At 68.1% G+C, this 21,562-nt stretch carries 23 protein-coding genes; 8 read left to right on the top strand and 15 right to left on the bottom strand.

The genetic code is table 11. The features are described from left to right. Positions 1–20: 20 nt before the first annotated feature. From tatA to pafA, 4 genes are all read right to left on the bottom strand, one after another. Complete coding sequence (gene tatA / locus HUN07_RS13145) at positions 21–287, bottom strand: Sec-independent protein translocase subunit TatA (protein ID WP_114723100.1); 267 nt, start codon at positions 285–287, stop codon at positions 21–23. A 213-nt stretch (positions 288–500) separates the two neighbouring features. After that, on the bottom strand, positions 501–1,472 hold the full coding sequence (locus HUN07_RS13140; protein WP_114723099.1) for a helix-turn-helix transcriptional regulator: 972 nt from the start codon (positions 1,470–1,472) through the stop codon (positions 501–503). Further along, the gene (locus tag HUN07_RS13135) at positions 1,469–2,476 is read right to left on the bottom strand and encodes a helix-turn-helix transcriptional regulator (protein WP_114723098.1); all 1,008 of its coding nucleotides are present in this window, start codon (positions 2,474–2,476) and stop codon (positions 1,469–1,471) included. Before HUN07_RS13135 ends, HUN07_RS13140 begins: the two co-directional genes overlap by 4 nt. An 89-nt stretch (positions 2,477–2,565) precedes the next feature. Next, a complete protein-coding gene (gene pafA, locus HUN07_RS13130; protein ID WP_181818863.1) occupies positions 2,566–3,924 on the bottom strand; it encodes a Pup--protein ligase in 1,359 nt (452 codons plus the stop codon). A 117-nt stretch (positions 3,925–4,041) separates the two neighbouring features. Here pafA and HUN07_RS13125 point away from each other — a divergent pair, with 117 nt between their 5' ends. Continuing rightward, positions 4,042–5,460 carry a bifunctional phosphatase PAP2/diacylglycerol kinase family protein gene (locus tag HUN07_RS13125; RefSeq protein WP_174914688.1) on the top strand — a complete coding sequence of 473 codons (1,419 nt, stop codon included), beginning with the start codon at positions 4,042–4,044 and terminating at the stop codon, positions 5,458–5,460. A 4-nt stretch (positions 5,461–5,464) separates the two neighbouring features. On the opposite strand, the gene prcA is transcribed toward HUN07_RS13125, so the two are convergent. From prcA to HUN07_RS13100, 5 genes are all read right to left on the bottom strand, one after another. Next, on the bottom strand, positions 5,465–6,277 hold the full coding sequence (gene prcA / locus HUN07_RS13120; protein WP_254622923.1) for a proteasome subunit alpha: 813 nt from the start codon (positions 6,275–6,277) through the stop codon (positions 5,465–5,467). After that, positions 6,274–7,110 (bottom strand): proteasome subunit beta, encoded by an 837-nt coding sequence (prcB, locus tag HUN07_RS13115; protein WP_174914686.1) that lies wholly within the window; start codon positions 7,108–7,110, stop codon positions 6,274–6,276. Before prcB ends, prcA begins: the two co-directional genes overlap by 4 nt. A gap of 44 nt (positions 7,111–7,154) precedes the next feature. Further along, positions 7,155–7,349, bottom strand: a complete 195-nt coding sequence (locus HUN07_RS13110; protein ID WP_114723093.1) for a ubiquitin-like protein Pup — start codon at positions 7,347–7,349, stop codon at positions 7,155–7,157. Positions 7,350–7,479: 130 nt separating this feature from the next. Beyond that, on the bottom strand, positions 7,480–8,979 hold the full coding sequence (gene dop, locus HUN07_RS13105) for a depupylase/deamidase Dop (RefSeq protein WP_114723092.1): 1,500 nt from the start codon (positions 8,977–8,979) through the stop codon (positions 7,480–7,482). Positions 8,980–9,029: 50 nt separating this feature from the next. Next, a complete protein-coding gene (locus HUN07_RS13100; protein WP_174910136.1) occupies positions 9,030–9,413 on the bottom strand; it encodes a nitroreductase family deazaflavin-dependent oxidoreductase in 384 nt (127 codons plus the stop codon). A 197-nt stretch (positions 9,414–9,610) separates the two neighbouring features. On the opposite strand from HUN07_RS13100, the gene HUN07_RS13095 reads away from it, so the two are divergent. The 4 genes from HUN07_RS13095 (at position 9,611) to HUN07_RS13080 (ending at position 13,350) form a co-directional block, all read left to right on the top strand. After that, positions 9,611–10,252, top strand: a complete 642-nt coding sequence (locus HUN07_RS13095; RefSeq protein ID WP_174910134.1) for a dihydrofolate reductase family protein — start codon at positions 9,611–9,613, stop codon at positions 10,250–10,252. A gap of 693 nt (positions 10,253–10,945) precedes the next feature. Beyond that, complete coding sequence (locus HUN07_RS13090) at positions 10,946–11,611, top strand: HEAT repeat domain-containing protein (RefSeq protein WP_174910132.1); 666 nt, start codon at positions 10,946–10,948, stop codon at positions 11,609–11,611. Between the two features lie 12 nt (positions 11,612–11,623). Further along, entirely contained in the window at positions 11,624–12,643 is a 1,020-nt protein-coding gene (locus HUN07_RS13085; protein ID WP_174910130.1) for a MerR family transcriptional regulator, read from the top strand. 185 nt (positions 12,644–12,828) lie between these two features. Continuing rightward, positions 12,829–13,350 (top strand): NUDIX hydrolase, encoded by a 522-nt coding sequence (locus HUN07_RS13080; RefSeq protein WP_174910128.1) that lies wholly within the window; start codon positions 12,829–12,831, stop codon positions 13,348–13,350. A 15-nt stretch (positions 13,351–13,365) separates the two neighbouring features. Here the strand turns inward: HUN07_RS13080 and arc are convergent, their stop codons facing one another. Beyond that, positions 13,366–15,129 carry a proteasome ATPase gene (gene arc, locus HUN07_RS13075; protein WP_114723088.1) on the bottom strand — a complete coding sequence of 588 codons (1,764 nt, stop codon included), beginning with the start codon at positions 15,127–15,129 and terminating at the stop codon, positions 13,366–13,368. Between the two features lie 189 nt (positions 15,130–15,318). On the opposite strand from arc, the gene HUN07_RS13070 reads away from it, so the two are divergent. Beyond that, positions 15,319–15,813 carry a nuclear transport factor 2 family protein gene (locus HUN07_RS13070; protein ID WP_114723087.1) on the top strand — a complete coding sequence of 165 codons (495 nt, stop codon included), beginning with the start codon at positions 15,319–15,321 and terminating at the stop codon, positions 15,811–15,813. A gap of 77 nt (positions 15,814–15,890) precedes the next feature. Here HUN07_RS13070 and HUN07_RS13065 read toward each other — a convergent pair whose 3' ends face one another. Then, entirely contained in the window at positions 15,891–16,742 is an 852-nt protein-coding gene (locus tag HUN07_RS13065; RefSeq protein WP_174910126.1) for a tRNA (adenine-N1)-methyltransferase, read from the bottom strand. 66 nt (positions 16,743–16,808) lie between these two features. Here HUN07_RS13065 and HUN07_RS13060 point away from each other — a divergent pair, with 66 nt between their 5' ends. Then, positions 16,809–17,714: a RecB family exonuclease gene (locus HUN07_RS13060; protein WP_181818860.1), complete on the top strand. Its 906-nt coding sequence runs from the start codon at positions 16,809–16,811 to the stop codon at positions 17,712–17,714. Further along, complete coding sequence (locus tag HUN07_RS13055; RefSeq protein WP_114723084.1) at positions 17,707–18,516, top strand: thioesterase family protein; 810 nt, start codon at positions 17,707–17,709, stop codon at positions 18,514–18,516. The genes HUN07_RS13060 and HUN07_RS13055 overlap by 8 nt, the downstream gene beginning before the upstream one ends. Positions 18,517–18,583: 67 nt before the next feature. Here the strand turns inward: HUN07_RS13055 and hisG are convergent, their stop codons facing one another. From hisG to trhO, 4 genes are all read right to left on the bottom strand, one after another. Further along, positions 18,584–19,435, bottom strand: coding sequence for an ATP phosphoribosyltransferase (gene hisG, locus HUN07_RS13050; protein ID WP_114723083.1), 852 nt, complete (start codon positions 19,433–19,435; stop codon positions 18,584–18,586). Between the two features lie 71 nt (positions 19,436–19,506). Next, positions 19,507–19,788 (bottom strand): phosphoribosyl-ATP diphosphatase, encoded by a 282-nt coding sequence (locus tag HUN07_RS13045; protein ID WP_174910124.1) that lies wholly within the window; start codon positions 19,786–19,788, stop codon positions 19,507–19,509. Between the two features lie 21 nt (positions 19,789–19,809). Continuing rightward, positions 19,810–20,697 (bottom strand): pseudouridine synthase, encoded by an 888-nt coding sequence (locus tag HUN07_RS13040; RefSeq protein ID WP_174910122.1) that lies wholly within the window; start codon positions 20,695–20,697, stop codon positions 19,810–19,812. Between the two features lie 13 nt (positions 20,698–20,710). Continuing rightward, the gene (trhO, locus tag HUN07_RS13035; protein ID WP_174910121.1) at positions 20,711–21,562 is read right to left on the bottom strand and encodes an oxygen-dependent tRNA uridine(34) hydroxylase TrhO; all 852 of its coding nucleotides are present in this window, start codon (positions 21,560–21,562) and stop codon (positions 20,711–20,713) included.

Genomic DNA, 21,562 nt, shown 5'->3' with positions numbered 1-21,562 from the left:
GGACGCGTGTGGATCGTGAACTAGGCCGACTTCGGCTCGGTGTGCGCCTGTGGGGTCTCGACCACCGTGGCATCCATCGTCGGCGACGGAAGCTGTGCTGCGGGAGTCGCGGTCGGCGCGGCACTCGAAGCGGTGTTGCCGTCGTTCTGCATCTCCTTGACCTCGCTCTTGAAGATGCGCAACGACCGACCGAGGCCGCGGGCCGCGTCGGGAAGCTTCTTCGAACCGAACAGGATGATGACGACAAGCGCCACAATGGCCCAGTGCCAGGGGCTCATGGCTCCCATTTTTACCTCCAGGTTTCAGATGCCAACGATGCTACCGGACGTGTCTGCGTCGGTCTTGGTGCAAATGTCCTGTTCACCGTGACGTAACAACCAACCGGAGCGGTCTGCGCACATCCCGGCGTACCAGTTCACGCAACCGCCATCAAAAGTTACTCCTTCGGCCCCCTGCGCGTGCCGGATCCACCCGATCCGGCCGGCCTCACGTGTCGCGCTTCACGCCTCCATCGCGTCGTACATCCCCAGTGCCGACCACGCCCGCTCGCGGACCGCCTCGACCAGCTGCGGCGGCTCCAGGACCTTCGCTCCGGAACCGAAGCCGAGAACGAGTCGCGCCATCCATTCCTGGGACCCGTACCGCATCGTCGCCTCGACCGAACCGTCCGGGAGCGTCCGCACCGGAACCATCGGATAGTTGTCCAGAATCCATCCCTGATCGGCAGAGACCTGCAGCACGGCCAGCGGCAGATCGGCGTCGTCGCTGAACAACTCGAGGTGCTCGTCGGTACCGAGTGCCTGCTCGGGTGCCGCCGACGGCTCGTCCAGTTCCTCGGCCGCATCGATCCGGTCGAATCGGAACAGCCGCACCCCCTCGGCCTGCCGGCACCACGCCTGCAGGTAGGTGTGGTCGTCGACGAGCAGCGATCGGATCGGGTCGACGACACGCTCGGACACCGCGTCGCGCGACGCCGAGTAGTACGTCAGGTGCAGGGCGTGATCGTTCTGCAGCGCGGTGCGGACGACCGCCGCCACCGGGTTCTCCGTCGCACCGTCGCCCTCCGGACCGTCGTCGGTCAGCGACCGTCCCCGCGCGGCGCTCCCGGCGGCGGACTCGATCTTCGCGATCGCGCCCTGCGCGGCCGACGGATCGACCATTCCGGGCAGTTCTGCGAGGGACCGCAGAGCCACCAGCAGGACCGTCGCCTCGGTGGACGTCAGCCGCAGTGGCCGATCGATACCGGCCGAGAAGATGACCGAGACCGTGTCCTCGTCGAACGACAGGTCGATCAGATCGCCGGGCCCGTAACCGGGCAGTCCGCAGACCCACAGCTGATCCAGGTCTTTCATCAGGTTCGGCACCGTGACGCCCAGCTCGCGGGCCGCCTGCTCCTTGCTGATGCCCGGATGTGCCATGAAGTACGGCACAAGGTTGAGCAGGCGCGTCAGGCGCGACAATCTCGTGCTCATCGGTCCGCCTCCATGCTCTCGGCTGCGACCCCGGCCGCGAACCGCAACTTCTCCTTCACGTTCGAGCGCAACGACTCCGGCCCCAGCACCAGGGCGTCGACGCCGTGGCCGGCGATCAGTCGAGCCGTCCAGTCCCACGACCGGACCGGAATCTCGAGGACCGTACCGGGCCGTGATCCGAGTTCCCGCGGACCCTGCGCCGTTCCGAGTCGCCGGAGTTCGTGCGCGCGCCCCGCGGCCACCCACACCGTCGCGGTTCCCGTCACCGATCCCGCACCGGTGACCGCGTCGACAATCGCCCGCAGGTCCACGTCGGCCGGCTTGCGGACGACGTTCGACGGCCCCACCGCCCGGACCGGATCACCGATACGCGACAACCGGAACGTCCGGGTCGCATCGCGATCGACGTCGTGACCGACGAGATACCACCGCCCGCGCAGCGTCACCACGCCCCACGGTTCCACCGTCCGCGTGACGAACGGCTCCGTCGGGGCGCCACGATGCTGGAACTCGACCACGCGGCCGGCATCGACGGCCTCGAGTAGTAGCCGCATCGCGGTCTCGGATCCGCGGGTCCGGGCCGGGATCGCCGACACCGGGACGGCGTCGAGATCGGCCTCGACCTGAACGCCCGCCGCGCGCAGCTTCATGAGCGCGCTCTGGGACGCGGACATCAGCTCCGGAGAACCCCACAACCGCACCGCGACCGCGACGGCCGCGGCCTCGGCGGTGTCCAGGTCGACGTCCGGCAGCTCGTAGGCCGTCCGGTCGATCCGGTAGCCCTCGACCGTCGAGAACCGGCCGGCCTGTCCCGTCTCGAGCGGGATGCCCAGATCGCGGAGTTCGTTCTTGTCCCGCTCGAACATCCGGCTGAAGGCCTCGTTGCTCGCAGACTCGTCATAGCCCGCCACGCTCTCCCGGATCTTCTCCGCGGTGAGGAACTGTCGGGTGGAGAGCAGGCAGATGACGAGATTCATCAACCGCTCGACTTTCGCTTTCGCCACGTCGCCGAGCCTAACGGCTCCCGACCAGACCGACCGGTAGCAAAACGGTCGGATCGGGCAGTCGCCGTGGGTGACCGATCACACAGGCGTCACATGGACGCGATCAGCCGCTCCACGCGCTCGTCGACCGAACGGAACGGGTCCTTGCACAGCACCGTCCGCTGCGCCTGATCGTTGAGCTTGAGGTGCACCCAGTCCACCGTGAAGTCGCGGCCCGCATCCTGCGCGGCGGCGATGAACTCACCCCGCAGCTTCGCGCGGGTGGTCTGCGGCGGCGTCTCCACCGCGGCCTCGATGGTCTCGTCCTCGGTGACCCGCTTCGCCAGCCCCTTGCGCTGCAACAGGTCGAACACACCCCGACCGCGCTTGATGTCGTGATACGCCAGGTCGAGTTGGGCGATCTTGGGATCGGCCAGCTCCATGCCGTACTTGTCCTGGTAGCGCTGGAACAGCTTGCGCTTGATCACCCAGTCGATCTCGGTGTCGACCTTCGCGAAATCCTGGTTCTCGACGGCGTCGAGCGCCCGACCCCACAGGTCGACCACCTGGTCCACCTGCGGATCCCGCTCGCGGGTCTGCAGATGCTCGACGGCCCGCGAGTAGTACTCGCGCTGGATGTCGAGCGCACTGGCCTGGCGCCCACCCGCCAGCCGGACCGGACGGCGACCCGTCAGGTCGTGGCTGACCTCACGGATCGCGCGGATCGGGTTGTCGAGAGCGAAGTCACGGAACGGAACGCCCGCCTCGATCATCTCGAGCACCAACGCCGCGGTCCCGACCTTGAGCATGGTCGTGGTCTCGGACATGTTGGAATCGCCGACGATCACGTGCAGACGCCGGTACTTCTCGGCATCGGCGTGGGGCTCGTCGCGCGTGTTGATGATCGGCCGCGACCGGGTCGTCGCGGACGAGACGCCCTCCCAGATGTGCTCCGCCCGCTGCGACAGGCAGAACGTCGCCGCCTTGGGCGTCTGCAGGATCTTGCCCGCACCGCAGATCAACTGACGGGTCACCAGGAACGGGAGCAGGACGTCGGAGATGCGGGAGAACTCCCCCGCGCGGACCACGAGGAAATTCTCGTGGCAACCGTACGAGTTCCCCGCCGAATCGGTGTTGTTCTTGAACAGGTAGATGTCCCCGCCGATGCCCTCTTCGGCGAGCCGCTGCTCGGCGTCGACGAGCAGATCCTCGAGCACGCGCTCACCGGCGCGGTCGTGGTTGACGAGTTGCAGCAGGCTGTCGCACTCGGCGGTCGCGTACTCCGGATGCGACCCGACGTCGAGGTACAGCCGTGCGCCGTTCCGCAGGAACACGTTGGAACTACGGCCCCACGAAACCACTCGCCGGAAGAGGTAACGAGCAACCTCGTCCGGACTCAGCCTTCTATGACCGTGAAAGGTGCAGGTGACACCGAACTCGGTCTCAATTCCCATGATTCGTCGCTGCACACTTCGACAGTACAACGCGGAGCGGATTTGCCACGGCGTTCGCGACGAGGCTCGCGACCCTAGGGTGGGAACGTGGCCGAAGTGAGATGTTTCCCCGAACGTACCGACCGTGTCCTCATGCGCCTGAGCACCGAACTGCCACCGTCGAGACTCGATGGTGGCCTGCGCGCTCTGAGCACCGCAGCCAACCACAGCGTCCTGTGGATCGGCGTCGCCGCCGGGATGGGGCTGGCCGGCGGACGCGCGCGCCGGGCAGCCGTGCGCGGGCTGCTGTCCGTGGCCGGCGCGAGTGCGTTGTCCAATGCCGTGCTCAAACCGATCTTCCCCCGGCGCCGCCCGCCCGAGGGAACGCTCGGGTTCGCGACCCGCCGCGGGCTCCCGGCACCGCGATCGTCGTCGTTCCCGTCGGGGCACTCGGCCTCGGCGGCCGCGTTCGCCACGGGCGTGGCCCTCGAGTTCCCCCTCGCCGGCGTGGCGCTCGCGCCGGTAGCGGCGGCCGTCGCGTACTCCCGGGTCCACACGGGTGTGCACTGGCCGTCCGATGTCGCGGTGGGCCTCGGTGTGGGCGGGGCGGTCGCGCTCGCGACCCGCCGCTGGTGGGCGGTGCGCGACGAGGAGCCGGCGACCCTCGGCCCCGACCGCAGCACCCAGGCACTGCCCGACGGCGAGGGCATGGTGGTGTTCGCCAATCCGGGTTCCGGAACCGAGGACGACGGCGTCCGCGCCGAACTCGAGTCCCTGCTGCCGAGGGCGGTCGTGGTCGAATTCGATGCCGATCGCGACTTCGATCAGCAACTCGACGAGGTGATCTCGACCCGCTCCCCCAAAGCTCTCGGGGTGTACGGCGGCGACGGGACGGTCGTGACCGTGGCCTCCGCCGCCGTCCGACACGACCTGCCGCTGGCGGTGTTCCCCGGGGGAACCCTCAATCACTTCGCCCGAGACGCCGGCGTCGGCGACGTCGCGTCCACCGCGGACGCGATCGCGAAGGGCAGCGCCGAGGTGGTGGACCTGGGCCGTGTACGGGTGGACGGCCGCCAGGAATCGACCTTCGTCAACACCGCAAGCCTCGGCGGGTACCCGGACTCGGTGCGACTCCGGGAGCGTTGGCAGCCTCGGCTCGGCAAGTGGCCGGCCGCCGCGTTCGCGATGGTGCGGGTCCTGGCATCGGCGGAACCGCTGACCGTGACCATCGACGGCGCCGAGCATGCGGTGTGGATGTTGTTCGTCGGCAACGGCCGGTACGCCCCCGCCGATCAGGTACCGATGTCACGCCCGGACATTCACCGCGGCACGCTCGACGTGCGGTACCTGCTGGCCGACCGCCGATTCTCGCGGCTGAGACTCGTCGCGGCAGCGCTGACGGGCACCCTGGGTGCGTCCACCACCTACGTGCAGAAGAACACCGACGCGGTGACCATCGAGATAGACGGTGATCCGGTCGCCCTGGCGACCGACGGCGAGGTGGTCGCCGACGGGCGCCTGTTCCAGTTCCGGAGCGAACCGCACCGCGTGGTGCTCTACCGCAAGCTGTAGCGGTCTAGGCGGTGTCCCCGGTCCCGGGGGCATCGCCTTCCGCGTCCGGCTTCTTCTCGCTCGTCTCGGCGGCCGGGCCGCCGTTGTCGCCCTGCGGGGCGGGCGGCACCGGCAGCAGCGATTCGAGCACGCTGCCGGAGATTCGCCGGAAGGTGCGCCGCGGACGGGACTGGTCGAGCACCGCGACCTCGAGGCTCGACACCCCGAGCGTGCGGCGATCGGAATCCCCGTTGCCCGACGACGTTCCGTCCTGCAGTGCCTTGACCGCGACCGCAACGGCCTCGGCGAGGTCCATTCCCGTGCGGTACGACTCGCGCAGCGCGGTGACGATCGGCTCGGTGGTGCCGCCCATGACGACGAACTGCTGCTCGTCGACGATCGATCCGTCGTAGGTGATCCGGTACAGCTGCGCCTGCGGCGGGGCCTCCTGCGGGCCGACCTCGGCCACGCAGATCTCCACCTCGTACGGCTTGGGCTGCTCGGTGAAAATCGTGCCGAGCGTCTGCGCGTATCCATTGGCGAGCGAACGCCCGGTCACGTCACGCCGGTCGTAGGAGTACCCGCGCATGTCGGCATGCACGATGCCGGCACGCCGCAGATTCTCGAACTCGTTGTACTTGCCGACCGCCGCGAAACCGAGCCGGTCGTACAGCTCACTCACCTTGTGCAGCGCGGTGGACGGATTCTCCGCCACGAACAGGACACCGTCCGCGAACGTGAGCACGATGACGCTGCGGCCGCGCGCAATTCCCTTGCGCGCCAGCTCCGAGCGATCGCGCATGATCTGCTCGGCGGAGGCGTAGTACGGCAACGTCATCGCGGGGTGCGTCCTTCCTCGGTGCGGTCTGCCACGACGGCGCGAGCCAGTTCGGCGGTGCGCTCGACCGGCACGTTCACTGCGCCGTCGGCAGTGATCGAGACCGCCGTCGGGTAGATCGCCCGGACCAGGTCCGGTCCGCCGGTGGCCGAGTCGTCGTCGGCCGCGTCGTACAGAGCCTCGATAGCCATCCGGAGCGCCGAGTCCCCGTCGGTGCCTTCCCGGTAGAGCTTCTTGAGCGACGACTTCGCGAACAGGGATCCGGATCCGACCGCGTGGTACCCGGCGCGTTCCTCGTACCGGCCGCCCACGACGTCGTACGAGACGATGCGCCCGGCGCGTTCGGTGTCGGAGGCGTCCAGATCGAAGCCCACCAGCAGCGGGACGACCGCCAGGCCCTGCATCGCGGCGCCCAGGTTGCCACGGACCATCGACGACAGGCGGTTGGCCTTGCCGTCGAAGGTCAGCTGGACCCCCTCGATCTTCTCGTAGTGCTCGAGCTCGACGGCGAACAGCCGGACCAGTTCGATCGCGACGCCCGCAGTGCCGGCGATCCCGGCCGCGGAGTAGTCGTCGGTGACGAACACCTTCTCGACGTCGCGGCTCGCGATGAGGTTGCCCATCGTGGCTCGCCGGTCGCCGGCGATCACGACGCCGCCGGCGAACGTCAGCGCGACGATCGTGGTCCCGTGCGGTGCGATGTCCGCACTCTCGCCATCAGAACCGATGCGGCTCATGTTCGTTCGATTTCCGGGGAGCAGCTCCGGTGCGTGGATGCGCAGGTGCTCGGTGAACGAGGACAGGTTCGAACCGTAGGCGAACCCGGTGTTCATCCCGAGGCCGCCGACAGTCGACGGCACCCCTGCACGATCCGCCCTCACTGGCCGCCCTTCTGGACATAGGCACGCACGAAGTCCTCCGCGTTCTCCTCGAGCACGTCGTCGATCTCGTCGAGCAGATCGTCGGTGTCCTCCGCGAGCTTCTCGCGACGTTCCTGCCCGGCCGCGCCCTCACCGATCGGGGCATCGTCGTCGTCTCCGCCACCAGTGCGCTTGGTCTGCTCCTGGGCCATGGCCACCGACCTCCTCGTTACCGCGGACTCGTCGGAGCACACCTCCGACGGACGTCCTACTCGGACCCTAACCCTACCGATCACCAGTGGCTTCGGGGCTGCAAGCGCGCGGCGCGGCTCGCCGGTGTGATCAGTTCGTAAGCTGATCGACCAGCTCAGCGGCCGAATCCACCGAGTCGAGGAGTTCGCCGACATGCGCGCGGCTGCCCCGCAGCGGCTCCAGGGTCGGAATCCGGACCAACGACTCACCGCCGAGGTCGAAGATCACCGAATCCCAGCTCGCTGCCGCTATATCCGCACCGAACCTGCGCAGGCATTCGCCGCGGAAGAAGGCGCGTGTGTCGGTCGGCGGGTTGTGGACCGCGTCCAGCACCTGCTGCTCGCTGACGAGCCGTTCCATCGAGCCGCGCGCCACCAGCCGGTTGTAGAGCCCCTTTTCCAGCCGGACGTCGGAGTACTGCAGATCGATCATGTGCAGTCGCGGCGCCGACCACGACAGCCCCTCGCGGTTCCGGAATCCCTCGAGGAGGCGGAGTTTCGCGGGCCAGTCGAGCAGGTGTGCACATTCCATCGGGTCACGTTCGAGCAGATCGAGCACCATGGCCCACTTGTCGATGATGTCCGCGACCCGGGGATCGTCGTTGCCCTCGCTGTCCACGAACTTCGCGACGCGATCGAGGTAGATCCGCTGCAGTGCAAGCCCGGTGAGTTCACGACCGTCCGCGAGGGCGACGGTCGCACGCAGGGTCGGGTCGTGGCTGATGTGGTGGACGGCGGTGACCGGGCGCGCGAGCTGCAGATCGGACAGGTCGACGCCGGCCTCGATGAGATCGAGCACAAGCGCGGTGGTACCGACCTTCAGGTACGTCGACATCTCCGCAAGGTTGGCGTCGCCGATGATCACGTGCAGTCGGCGGTATTTGTCGGCGTCGGCGTGCGGCTCGTCGCGCGTGTTGATGATTCCCCGCTTGAGAGTCGTCTCGAGTCCCACTTCGACCTCGATGTAGTCGGCACGCTGAGACAGCTGGAACCCGGCCTCGTCGCCGGACTGCCCGATGCCGACGCGTCCGGAACCGCAGATCACCTGGCGGGAAGCGAAGAACGGGGACAGCCCGGTGATCACGGCGGAGAAGGGCGTCTCGCGGGACATCAGGTAGTTCTCGTGGGTGCCGTACGACGCGCCCTTGCCGTCGACGTTGTTCTTGTACAGCTGCAGGCGCGGGGTCCCCGGAACACTGGACGCGTGCCGTGCGGCCGCCTCCATCACCCGCTCCCCGGCCTTGTCCCAGATCACCGCGTCGATTGGGTCGGTCACCTCGGGCGCCGAGTACTCCGGGTGCGCGTGGTCGACGTACAGCCGCGCCCCGTTGGTGAGGATCATGTTCGCGGCGCCGACCTCGTCCGCGTCGATCACGGGCGCGGGACCGCTGAGCCGGCCCAGGTCGAATCCGCGGGCATCGCGCAGCGGCGACTCCACTTCGTAGTCCCACCGGGTGCGCTTCGCACGGGGCACCCCCGCGGCCGCCGCATAGGCGAGCACCGCCTGGGTGGAGGTCAGAATCGGGTTCGCCGAAGGCTCGGTGGGCGAAGAGATGCCGTACTCGACCTCGATACCGATGATCCGCTGCATGGCACGAGCCTAGAGCGTTCCGCGCCCCCGCACCCCGAGGACCACGTCGCTCACCGTTCCGTGACCCGGCCTTGGAGGTACGAATCGGCACCGATCCTCCGCAGCACCAGAGCGACCGGAGCCGGTGCCCACCGTGCCCCGCGGTCCACCTCGAGACGCGGCTCGTCGAGATGAACGACGCGGCCGCGCACCGTGATGTCGCACTCCCCCGCCGCCAGGACGTTGCGCGCCCAGTCGCTGTCGGTGCCGTACGTCAACGCGAAGCGGTACCCGTTTCCGATCCGAAACGCGTTGACCGGTGTCCGATACGTGCGCCCCGATCGTCTACCACGATGGTGCACCACCGCGAACCCGGGCAGATACCCGGCGACGCGGACCACCACACGATTGAGTCCGACCCGGTTGGCCCGGGCGAGTGAACGTGGAAGGGGCACGATGCCACCACCTCTCGTCCATAGCAGCGTATCGCCGGACCGGTCCGACGCGTGACGCGTTCTCGGATGGACCGCCCGACAACCGGCCTCATCTGATTCAGTGGCCGGAGAGTGTTCGCCAGCGCGTCGGCGATGAGTTTTTCCGGCCTGCGAAGTCTGAACCTCCGCAACCATCATCCAGAGTGCGGGAGATCCGAGTGGAACAACTATTGAGAGTCCAGAACTTCAACGTTTCGAGCGACGGAATCGCCGCCGGTGAGGACCAGAGCCTCGAGTGTCCGTTCGGGCTCGATCCTGGCGAAATGCTCGCCTGGGCAGGCGCCACAGCGAGCTGGCCCATGCGCACCGACCCCGGGGGCAGCCTCGGTCTCGACGACTATTTCACCCGAGACTTTGCACGCAACATCGGTGCCGAAATCATGGGGCGCAACAAATTCAGCCCCCACCGCGGACCCTGGAACGACCATGAGTGGCGCGGCTGGTGGGGCGACGAACCACCGTTCCACACCCCGGTATTCGTCATGACCCACCACGAGCGGCCTTCCTTCACGCTCGCCGACACCACGTTCCACTTCGTCGACGGCGACCCCGCCACGATCCTCGAGCAGGCGCGCCAGGCGGCCGAGGGCAAGGACGTCCGACTCGGCGGCGGAGTCACCACCATTAGGCAGTTTCTCGACGCCGATCTCGTCGACACCATGCACGTGGCGGTCTCACCGGTGAAATTCGGATCCGGACTGCGACTCTGGGAGTCACCCGATGAGCTCCGCGACCGATTCCATCTGGAGATCGTGCCCAGCCCGAGCGGCGTGACCCACCACCTGTTCTGGCGGAAATGATCTGAGTGGCCGCTCCGGGCTCCGGAGCGGGCTCGCTCGATTCAACGTCATCGACCTGCGATGCAACGGAGATGCAACGGTGACCATGGGACCGTCTCTCCAGGTGTTCCCACGCGTCGGGGGTGGGATGACCTTCAGCGAAGCGGTGCCCGAGCCCAGTCGGGGTTGGGCTCGGGCACCACTGCGCCGACTTTATCCACCAGCGCCACGATTCGTGGCGACTGTGCTCTGACTCTCAATCAGGGCCAATCGTGTCGGGGCACACACCTATCCGGATGGAGCCCTCCGACGAGTGCCGACCGGAGCCGACTCCCTGCGCATCGCGCGAAACGCGATGCGCTGCAGTCCGACACGGGCTCGATGTCCGGTCCGGTCAGCCGGCAACCAGGTCCATGCGCAGGAACTCCCCTGATGCGAGAACGACCAGATATCCGCCTTCGACGGGAAACGCATCGAGCGGCGTGGGGTCCGTGGGGGCGCGTCACGAGCCGGACGTTCGTCGAGCTCCATACGATTTCCAGATTGCAGGACTTACGTATGTAAGGCTGATCCGCCACGCCCTCCAGCCGGGCTACAACCATGCGAGCGAGTTCAGCTACGGACCGGACCTGATTCTGGATGCGCTCGAAGCCCGCCGGATGTAGACACTTGACCCTGACACTGTGACAAGGGCTCGAATGGTCGACGAAGGAGGTGGTTGTCGTGAACACAACCAACCATGGTGGGCCGGATGCTCACCTCGTCGAGGCTCTGGCCACAGCCGACCCGTCGAGTCGTCTGCGGGCCGCGTTGTCAGCAGGCACACGCCGCGATCCGCGCCTGACGGAAACCCTCGTCGCCCGGTGTGCCATGGAACCAGACTTCTTCGTTCGCGACATGCTGACCTGGGCGCTGTGCCGTCTACCGGTCGAGAGCACGGCGCCGAGGCTGCTCACGGAGCTCGGGTCCGATACCCCGCAGGCCCGCAGCCAGGCGCTGCACACCCTGTCGAAGATCGGGGATCGACGCGCCTGGCCCGCGGTGTCGGCACTCCTGCACGACGAGCACGACGAGGTCGCGCGCAGTGCGTGGCGGGCGGCCGTGGCGCTCGTGCCGTCCGACGCCGAGGGCGAACTCGCGGCCGATCTGGCGACCGGACTCGGACGGGGCGACCGGGACATGCAGCTCAGCCTGAGCCGTGCGCTTGCGGGACTCGGGGACGCCGCCGCACCGGTCCTGGATGCCGCCATGGCGAGTCCCGATCCGCACGTTCGCGCCCATGCCGCGGCCACCGAGCGGCTCCGTCGCGATCCCGACAGCGGGTTCACGCTCTCGGTCGAGATGGCGAAGCGCGTCGCCGTTGCCGGTTCGGACAGGTGAGGAGGAGTTGGGTTGTTGATCGGTGAGGTCTCGCGGCGTTCCGGGGTCAGCACACGCATGTTGCGCCACTACGACGCACTGGGACTGGTGACGCCGTCGGACCGCACGTCCGGCGGCTACCGCGAGTACTCCGCCGACGACATCCGGCGCCTCTTCCACGTCGAGAGCCTCCGGACCCTCGGACTGACCTTGGACGAGGTCAGACGCGCACTCGACGAACCCGGTTTCGCGCCGGCCGATCTGGTGGGCGACCTGATCCGGCACACGCGCCAACGGATAGCCGCGGAGGAGGAACTGCTCGCGAAACTCGAGCACGTCGACTCCGCGGCCCCGGCGGAGTGGGACGACGTCCTGCGCACCGTCGCCCTGTTGCGCGCGCTCGAATCGGAGTCCGGGGCCCGACGGCAGCAGGCGATCCTGTCGCAGGACGGGAAGGCGACACTGCCCGTCGAGGCGCTGGTCGAGGCGGCCCTGTCGGAGGACGACCCCAATGTCGCCGGAGCCCTGCAGTGGTCGTTGGCGAGGACCGGCGGCCAGGGCTTGGCGGATCTGGCCGCCGGCCTGGATTCGGAGGTCGTCGACGTCCGGCGCCGTGCAATTTCGGCGATCTCGGCAGTGCGCGCCGCGGAGGCGACCGTGCTTCTGCGGCGCGCACTCGACGATTCGGACGCCACGGTCCGCGAGCGTGCGGCCCTCGCTCTCGGCTCCCGGGGCAGCACCGATTCGATGCCGATCCTCCTCGGCATGGTCTTCGGGGGACGCAGCGATGTCGAGGCTGCGGAGGTTCTGGGCTTGCTGGCGGCGGTCTCTCCCATGGCCGACGATGTCGTCGAGGTCATGCAGGACAAGCTCGACAGCGCGTACGACGCGGCCACTCGGCTGCGGATCACGCAGGCGCTGGCGGAGATTCCCGGCTCGGCGGCACGCCGGGCCCTCGACCGATTGGCCCGCGACGCCGACCGGACCATCGCGGCCACCGCGGCAGCGATCGTGCACACGCTGGACCGCAGACGGAGGCACCACCGCTTCTGAACCATCTCTTCACGGACAGGGTTTCGGAACGTGGACGCCTGAGGTCACCGAGTTCCGAGTAGGCCGTGTCGACGTGGCCGCATCGCTCCGCCTTCGATTCGTCGGTCGGGTACACCCGATGACGGTGACGCCTGCAGCCTGATCCGGCGAGCGTGCCGGACGAACTTGGGTGCGACGATGACTCCATGGACGAAGTGGTCTCGGTCTACGACGTGCACGGCACGGTGATCGGTGCCGCGCCACGCACCCGGGTGTACGCCGAGGGGCTCTGGCACGCGAGCGCGGGCGTGCTGCTGCGCTCGCTCGACGGGGAACGCATCTACGTGCACCGACGCTCGCCGGACAAGGCGGTGTTCGCGGGCATGCACGACTGCCTGGCCGGCGGCGTCGTCGACCCCGGCGAGACCCCGGAGGTCACCGCGCGGCGCGAACTCGCCGAGGAACTCGGCGTCACCGGTGTGGATCTGTCACCCGTTTCCCGGATCGCGTGGGACGGAACGTGGGACGGCGCGCCCCTGCGCTGCCACCTGTTCGCGTTCGAGGCCCGCTACGACGGCCCGATCCACCACCAGCCCAGCGAGATCACCGACGGCTGGTGGTGGAGCGAGCAGACACTGCGCGAACACCTGCAGGACCCGGAGTGGCCGTTCGTGCCGGACACCCGGGCCCTGCTGGGCGACTACTTCGATCGAACCGCGTCCGCCTAGACGGTCCGAGCGGTCCTAGAGGTACTGACCGGTGTTGGACTCGGTGTCGATGGCGCGGCTGGCACTGGCGTTCTTGCCCGTGACCAGTGTGCGGATGTAGACGATCCGCTCGCCCTTCTTGCCGGAGATCCGGGCCCAGTCGTCGGGATTGGTGGTGTTCGGCAGGTCCTCGTTCTCGGAGAACTCGTCGACGATCGAATCGAACACGTGCTGCACCCGCAGACCCGGCGACCCCGTCTCGAGCACCGACTTGATCGCGTACTTCTTGGACCGGTCCACAATGTTCTGGATCATGGCGCCGGAGTTGAAGTCCTTGAAGTACAGGACCTCCTTGTCCCCGTTGGCGTACGTGACCTCCAGGAAACGGTTGTCGTCGCTCTCGGCGTACATCCGGTCCACGACCCGCTCGATCATCGCCTTGACGCACGCCGGCCGGTCGCCGTTGAACTCGGCGAGGTCGTCGGCGTGCAGCGGCAGGGTCTCGGTCAGGTACTTCGAGAAGATGTCCTGCGCGGACTCGGCGTCCGGGCGTTCGATCTTGATCTTCACGTCGAGCCGGCCGGGTCGCAGGATCGCGGGGTCGATCATGTCCTCGCGGTTGGATGCACCGATCACGATGACGTTCTCGAGGCCCTCGACGCCGTCGATCTCGCTGAGGAGCTGCGGGACGACGGTGGTCTCGACGTCGGACGACACACCCGATCCGCGGGTCCGGAAGATCGAGTCCATCTCGTCGAAGAACACGATCACCGGGGTGCCCTCGGACGCCTTCTCCCGCGCCCGCTGGAAGATCATCCGGATGTGACGTTCGGTCTCACCGACGAACTTGTTCAGCAGCTCCGGTCCCTTGATGTTGAGGAAGTAGGACTTGGCTTCCTTGCTGTCCTGCCCTCGGGATTCGGCGATCTTCTTCGCGAGGGAGTTCGCGACGGCCTTGGCGATGAGCGTCTTGCCGCAGCCCGGCGGGCCGTACAGCAGGACACCCTTGGGCGGTCGCAGCGCATACTCGTGGAACAGATCCTTGTGCAGGAACGGCAGTTCGACGGCGTCCCGGATCTGCTCGATCTGCCGGCCCAGGCCACCGATGTCGTTGTAGCCGACGTCCGGGACCTCCTCGAGAACGAGATCCTCGACCTCGGCCTTGGGAATGCGCTCGAAGGCGTACCCGGCCTTGGTGTCGACCAGCAGGGAATCGCCCGGCCGCAACCGGCGCAACGGGGAATCCGGATCCTTCACGCCGTCCTCGGCGGCGATCTCGGCGAGCGGCGCAGCGAGCCAGACGACCCGCTCCTCGTCCGCGTGACCCACCACCAGTGCGCGCTCTCCGTCGTCGAGAACCTCACGCAGAGCGCAGATCTCACCGACCCGCTCGAACCTGGTGGCCTCGACGATCGTGAGCGCCTCGTTGAGGCGAACGGTCTGCCCCATGTTCAGCGTCTCGGTGTCGACATTGGGTGAACACGTCAGACGCATCTTGCGCCCCGACGTGAACACGTCGACGGTCTGATCGTCGTGGATACCGAGGAGCACGCCGTATCCACTAGGAGGCTGTCCCAGCCGATCCACCTCTTCACGCAGGGCGATGAGCTGCTGCCGGGCTTCCTTCAGGGTGTCCATCAGTTTGCCGTTGCGGATAGTGAGCGAGTCGACGCGTGACTCCAACTCCCGCAACTGCTCGGGCGACTCCGCGAGTTGCCTACGGAGCGTCGCCGCCTCCGCCCGCAAGGCGTCGAGTTCGCGCACCGCCGCAACCGGGTCCGGATTCTCTGTCGGGTTCATGTGCCGCTCCTCCCAGTCCGATCTATCAACGCTACCGGCACCGGGGGCAAAGCGTGACGCGACACGTGCCCGAGCTTCCTCCCGGACTGCCCGGAATCCCGAGATCCACCCGAACCGACCATGTTAGCCTTACCTTCGTTCCGGCCGGTAACGACCGACCGAGTCCAGAAAACGAAAGGCCCAACCACCGTGATCATCCGCAAATCGCTCGTCGCCGCCGGCGTCCTGGTCGCCGCCCTCGGGATGACGGCGTGCAGCTCCGAAGACTCCTCGGATTCCTCGGACAGCGCCGCTGCCACCAGTTCGGCCACCACGTCGGCCGCCGCGTCGACGACGTCGGCTGCATCCGCCGCGGCCCCGTCCACGGAGGTCCTGCAGGCGCAGCTCACCACGTTCTTCGATCCCAACGCCGCCGCGACCGCGAAGGCCGCGGTGGTCGAGAACGGTGAGCAGCGCGCCGCACTGCTCGAGCAGCTCAATGGTGTTCTCGCCGGTTACCCGCTGACCGCCGAGGTCAAGGAGGTCACCGTCGAGGGCGGCACCGCGACCGCGGTCACCCAGATCGCCGGACCCCACGGCGGGGCGCCGGTGCCCGTGACCTTCACGCAGAAGGACGGCGCGTGGGTGATCTCGGACGCCAGCACCTGCGAGATCCTCGGCATGGGCAAGGTCAGCTGCAGCTGACCTTCCGGCGGGCTCCCCGCATTCGCTGAAGGGACCCTTCGTGCGCTGACAGCGCACGAAGGGTCCCTTCAGTCGGTTCAGCCCTTGCTGGGGCGGCGCTGCGGCTTGGGTGTCACGGTGCCCTCCGCGAGGCGGCGGGCGGTGACGAGGAACGCGGTGTGGCCCTGCATCCGGTGTTCCGGACGCACCGCGAGGCCGACGACGTGCCACCCACGCACCATCGATTCCCACGAACGCGGCTCGGTCCAGCACTCCTGCTCACGCATCGCCTCGACGACCTTCGACAGCTGGGTCGTGGTCGCGACGTAGACGACGAGCACGCCGCCGGGAACCAGCGCCTTCGACACGGCGGGCAGCACATCCCACGGGGCCAGCATGTCCAGCACGACGCGGTCGACCTTGCCGTCGACGTCGGCGTCGTACTGCGCGAGGTCGGCGATGGTCAGGTCCCAGTTCTCGGGCCGTCCGCCGAAGAAGGTCTCCACGTTCCGCACGGCGTGCTCGGCGTGATCCTCGCGGACCTCGTACGAGATGACCTTGCCGGTCGGCCCGACGGCCCGCAGCAGCGAACACGTCAGCGCGCCCGAGCCCGCCCCGGCCTCGAGGACCCGGGCGCCCGGGAACACATCGCCCTCGTGCACGATCTGCGCGGCGTCCTTGGGGTAGATCACCTGCGCGCCGCGCGGCATCGACAGCACGTAGTCCGTGAGCAGGGGCCGCAACGCCAGGTACGGCGTGCCGTTGGTGGACGTGACGACGGTGCCCTCGTCGGAGCCGACGAGGTTGTCGTGCAGGATGCCGCCGCGGTGCGTGTGGAACTCCTTGCCCGGTTCCAGGACCACCGTGTACTTCCGGCCCTTGGCATCGGTGAGTTGGACGCGGTCACCGACCTGAAAAGGTCCGCTACGTCCCAGTCCGCCTGATGCCATCTCGCGCCCACTCCATTCGTTCGTCCGGCCGACACCGTGTCAGACCCAGCGCATAGCCTGCCAGGTGTGAGCATCACCGTTCCGACGCCCCCTGCCCCCGACGGCCGCGCGGTCGCGCAGTCGCCGGATCGAGGGGCGGTTCGCAGACCGGCGCTGTCACCGTCGCGGGCGAGCGATTTCAAGCAGTGCCCGCTGCTGTACCGCTTCCGTGCGGTCGACCGCATCCCCGAGGCCCCGTCGAAGGCACAGGTGAGGGGCACCGTGGTGCACGCGGCTCTCGAATCGCTGTTTGCGCTGCCACGCGCCGATCGGGTGCCGGAGCGGGCGCGCGAGCTGGTGGAACCCGCGTGGGAGCGCATCCTCGAGTCGTCGCCCGATCTCGCCGATCTGGTCGGCCCCGCCGAGCGCGGGCAGTTCCTCACGGAGGCACGGCGGCTCGTGTCCGGGTACTACAAGCTCGAGGATCCCACCCGGTTCGATCCCGAGTCGTGTGAGCTCCGGGTGGAGACCGAGCTCGACGACGGTGTCCTGTTGCGCGGGTTCGTCGATCGCATCGACGTGTCACCGACCGGTCTGCTGCGGGTGGTCGACTACAAGACGGGCCGGGCGCCGTGGGAGATGGGCGAGTCCAAGGCGCTGTTCCAGATGAAGTTCTACGCCCTGGTGCTCATGAGGACGCGCGGCATCGTGCCCACGCAACTGCAGCTGCTGTATCTGGGCGACGGTCAGGCGCTGACGTACCAGCCGGAGGAGGACGAGCTGCGCCGCTTCGAGCGGACCCTGTCGGCGATCTGGAGGGCCATCCTCGATTCCGGGGCCACGGGTGACTTCCGCCCCAATCCGGGGCGATTGTGTGATTGGTGCAACCATAAGACGCGTTGCCCCGCCTTCGGAGGAACACCGCCCTCGTATCCGGGCTGGCCGGTTCCGCGGAGGAAAGTTCGGAGTTCGAGGAGACAGTCGAGTGAGTGATCAGGCCTACTACATCCCGTTGGGACGCACCGGAGACGGCGCCGAGCTCTTCGGGTCGACGCCGCTGACGGCGAGCACGTGGGCCGACACGATGCAGCACGGCGCGCCGCCTTCGGCACTGCTCGTGCGGGCACTCGAGCGCTGCGGCGACCGGCCCGACACCCGTCTGACCCGCGTCGTCGTCGAGATCCTGGGACCGATCCCGATCACCGACATCGAGGTCCGCTCGTGGATCGAGCGTCCCGGCAAGCGCGTCGAACTCGTCGTCGCGGAACTGTGGGCGGCGGGACCGGACGGTACGTCCCGCGCCGTCGCACGCGGCACCGGCTGGCGCATGGAGACGGTGGCCACCACCGCCGTCGTGCACACCGCGGACGCTCCCCTGCGCCCGGTGTCGGAGGCGCACGAGGTCGAGCTGGGTGGCCCGTTCTGGGGCACGGGATTCGTCAAGAGCCTGGAGTGGCGCTGGCTCGCCGAGATCGGCTGCGAGGGACCCGGTCAGATGTGGGCGCGCCCGATTCCCGTTCTGGTCGAGGGCGAGTCGCTCACCCCGATCCAGCGGCTGTTCACGGTCGCCGACGTCTCCAACGGTGCCGGCGCCAAGATCGACCCCGCGGAGTGGACATTCCTCAACACCGACCTGACGGTGCACCTGTTCCGCGTCCCCGAGGGTGAGTGGATCGGGCTGTCGTCGGAGACGTCGTACGGGCCCGACGGTGTCGGCATGTGCGCCGGCGTCATCCACGACGAGACCGGTGCGGTCGGCCGCATCAACCAGACCCTGCAGATCCGCGCCCGCTAGACCCGGACACGCCGACGGCGGTGGCTCCCGGAAACGGGGGCCACCGCCGTCGGCGTTCGGAGCAGCGTCAGAAGGCGCGGCAGGACCGGATGTCGGACGCCAGGATCGCCTTCGCGCCGAGGTCGGCCAGCTCGTCCATGACCGCATTGTGAACCTTGCGGGAGACCATCGCACGCACCGCCACCCAGTTCTCGTCGGCGAGCGGCGAGAGGGTGGGCGACTCGAGACCGGGAGTGACCTTGACCGCCTGCTCGAGCACGGCCTTGGGGCAGTCGTAGTCGAGCATCAGGTACTGCTGGGCGAACACGACGCCCTGCACGCGCGCGATCAGCTGGTTACGGGCCTTGTCGTTGCCGTCGGAGCCCTCACGTTCGATCAGGACACCCTCGGAGTCGCACAGCGACTCACCGAACGCGACCAGGTTGTGCTGGCGCAGGGTGCGGCCGGAGCCGACGACGTCGGCGATCGCATCGGCGACACCGAGCTGGATCGAGATCTCCACGGCGCCGTCGAGGCGGATGACGGTGGCGTCGAGGCCGCGGGCGGCGAGGTCGGAGCGCACCAGGTTCGGATACGACGTCGCGATCCGCAGTCCGGCGAGATCCTCGACGGCCCAGTCCTTTCCGGCCGGGGCGGCATAGCGGAAGCTGGAGCGGCCGAAGCCGAGCGCGAGCCGCTCGTGGACGGGTGCGCCCGAATCGAGTGCGAGGTCGCGGCCGGTGATGCCGAGATCGAGTTCACCGGATCCGACATAGATCGCGATGTCCTTGGGACGCAGGAAGAAGAACTCGACGTTGTTGGTGGGATCGAGGACCGTCAGGTCACGCGAATCGGTACGGCGACGGTATCCGGCCTCGGCCAGAATCTGGCTGGCGGATTCCGAGAGCGATCCCTTGTTGGGCACTGCTACGCGCAGCATGTGTGGTGGTCCTTCCGAGAGGATGGGTGCAAGGAGACGAGGCCGAATTCAGAGATGACGACGGCGAGCCGTCACAGATGTCGGTACACGTCTTCGAGCTTCAGACCCTTGCCCACCATCAGGACCTGGACCCAGTAGAGAAGCTGGGAGATTTCTTCGGCGAGGGCTTCGTCGCTCTCGTGTTCGGCGGCGATCCAGACCTCGCCGGCCTCCTCGAGCACCTTCTTGCCCTGCGCATGGACACCAGCGTCCAGCGCAGCAACGGTGCCGGATCCCTCAGGGCGGGAGGCGGCGCGCTCGGTCAGCTCGGCGAACAGGGATTCGAAGGTCTTCACGGGTATCGATTGTCTCACGTGACATCGAACGCCCCGCACTCAGTACTCCAGCGTGCGCCGGCTCTCGAAACGTCTGGGCTCCCCGGTCAGCGGATCGTCGAACTCGAGGCTGCGCGCCAGCAACCGCAGCGGGTCGGTGAAGTCGTTCGGGTCGCGGCGCCGGAACTCGGGATAGAAGTTGTCGCCGACGATCGGAGCGCCCAGCGAATTCAGGTGCAGGCGCAGTTGGTGGGTGCGGCCGGTGCGCGGCCGCAGCCGGTAGCGCGCGAGGGCGCCGCGACGCTCGACCAACTCGATCAGTGTCTCAGAGTTGGGCTCCCCCGGCTCCTCGGACGCGGTGAGTTCGCCGTGCACCTTGCGGATTCGGCTGCGCACGGTGCGTGGGAACTCCCCGTCGGCGAGGGCGGGGGCGATGGCCTCGTACGTCTTGCGCACCCGCTGCTTCTCGAACATCTCCTGGTAGGGCCGGCGCAGCGCCGGATCGGCGGTGCACAGCAGGACACCCGCCGTCATCCGGTCCAGCCGGTGCACCGGCACCAGGTCGGGCAGCCCCAGGTCCCGGCGCAGCCGCACCACGACGGTCTCCCGGATGTGCGCGCCGCGCGGGATGGTCGCGAGGAAGTGCGGCTTGTCGACGACGACCAGCCCGGCGTCGCGGTGCAGCACGTCCACCGCGAATGGCACCGGGACCTCGGGCGCCGGCTCACGATAGAAGTACACGAACCGCGTCGGCTGGTATGGGGTCGTGTGGTCGACGACCAGTCCGTGCTCGTCCACCACCTCGCCCGCGCCGAGGCGGGTGAGCCAGTCCTCGTCGGGATGCTGCCCGAGCAGGTAGTCGACGACCGTCACCGACGGCTGCCCGGCCGGCATGCGGATCCGGTCGGGTCCGAGACCGTCACGGATCGGGAGCGGCGCGCGTGCCATCGTCAGCGACGTCTCACGCGTCGGGAACGCACGTCTCGCACACGAGCGTCAGCTGACGACCGTTGACGTCCGGGTGGTTGCGGAACCGCGACGTCGGTGCGTCGCAGACCGTGCACTTCCCGAGTGTCACAGCGCGATCGGTGAAGTCGAGGTTCATCCGCTTGTCGAAGACGTACAGCGATCCGTCCCACAGGCCCTCGTCGCCGTAGGCCTCGCCGTAGCGGACGATCCCGCCGTCGAGTTGGTAGACCTCCTCGAAGCCCCGGTTGCGCATCAGCGCCGACAGGACCTCGCAGCGCACGCCGCCCGTGCAGTATGTGACGACCGGCTTGGACTTGAGGTGGTCGTAACGCCCGCTGTCGAGTTCGGCGACGAAGTCGCGGGTGGTAGCGACGTCGGGAACCACCGCGTTGCGGAACCGCCCGATCTCCGCCTCGAACGCGTTGCGGCCGTCGAAGAAGACGACGTCGTCGCCGCGACTGCCGACCAACTCGTGCAGCTCGTTCGGCGACAGATGGGTACCGCCGCCCACGACACCGTCGGCGTCGACCTTCAGTTCGTCGGGCGCCCCGAAGGTGACGATCTCGGGTCGGACCTTCACCGACAGCCGCGGGAAGTCGTCACCGGTGCCGTCGGACCACTTGATGTCGGCGCCGGAGAAAGGCGCATACGACCGGGTGCCGCGCACGTACCGCTTGACGTCGGCGATGTCGCCGCCGACGGTGGCGTTGATCCCGTGCTCCGAGATGAGGATCCGGCCCGTGAGGTTGTTCGACGCGGCGAGCGTGTGCTGCCACAACCGAATCGCCTCCGGGTCGGCGAGCGGCGTGAACCGGTAGAACAGAACGATCTTCGGCGTCGCCAC

Source organism: Rhodococcus sp. W8901 (genome assembly GCF_013348805.1).
In the GTDB taxonomy this organism is placed as follows: Bacteria; Actinomycetota; Actinomycetes; order Mycobacteriales; family Mycobacteriaceae; genus Prescottella.
Note: the sequence above shows the minus strand (reverse complement) of the source record. Positions and strands in the feature narration are given on the sequence as shown.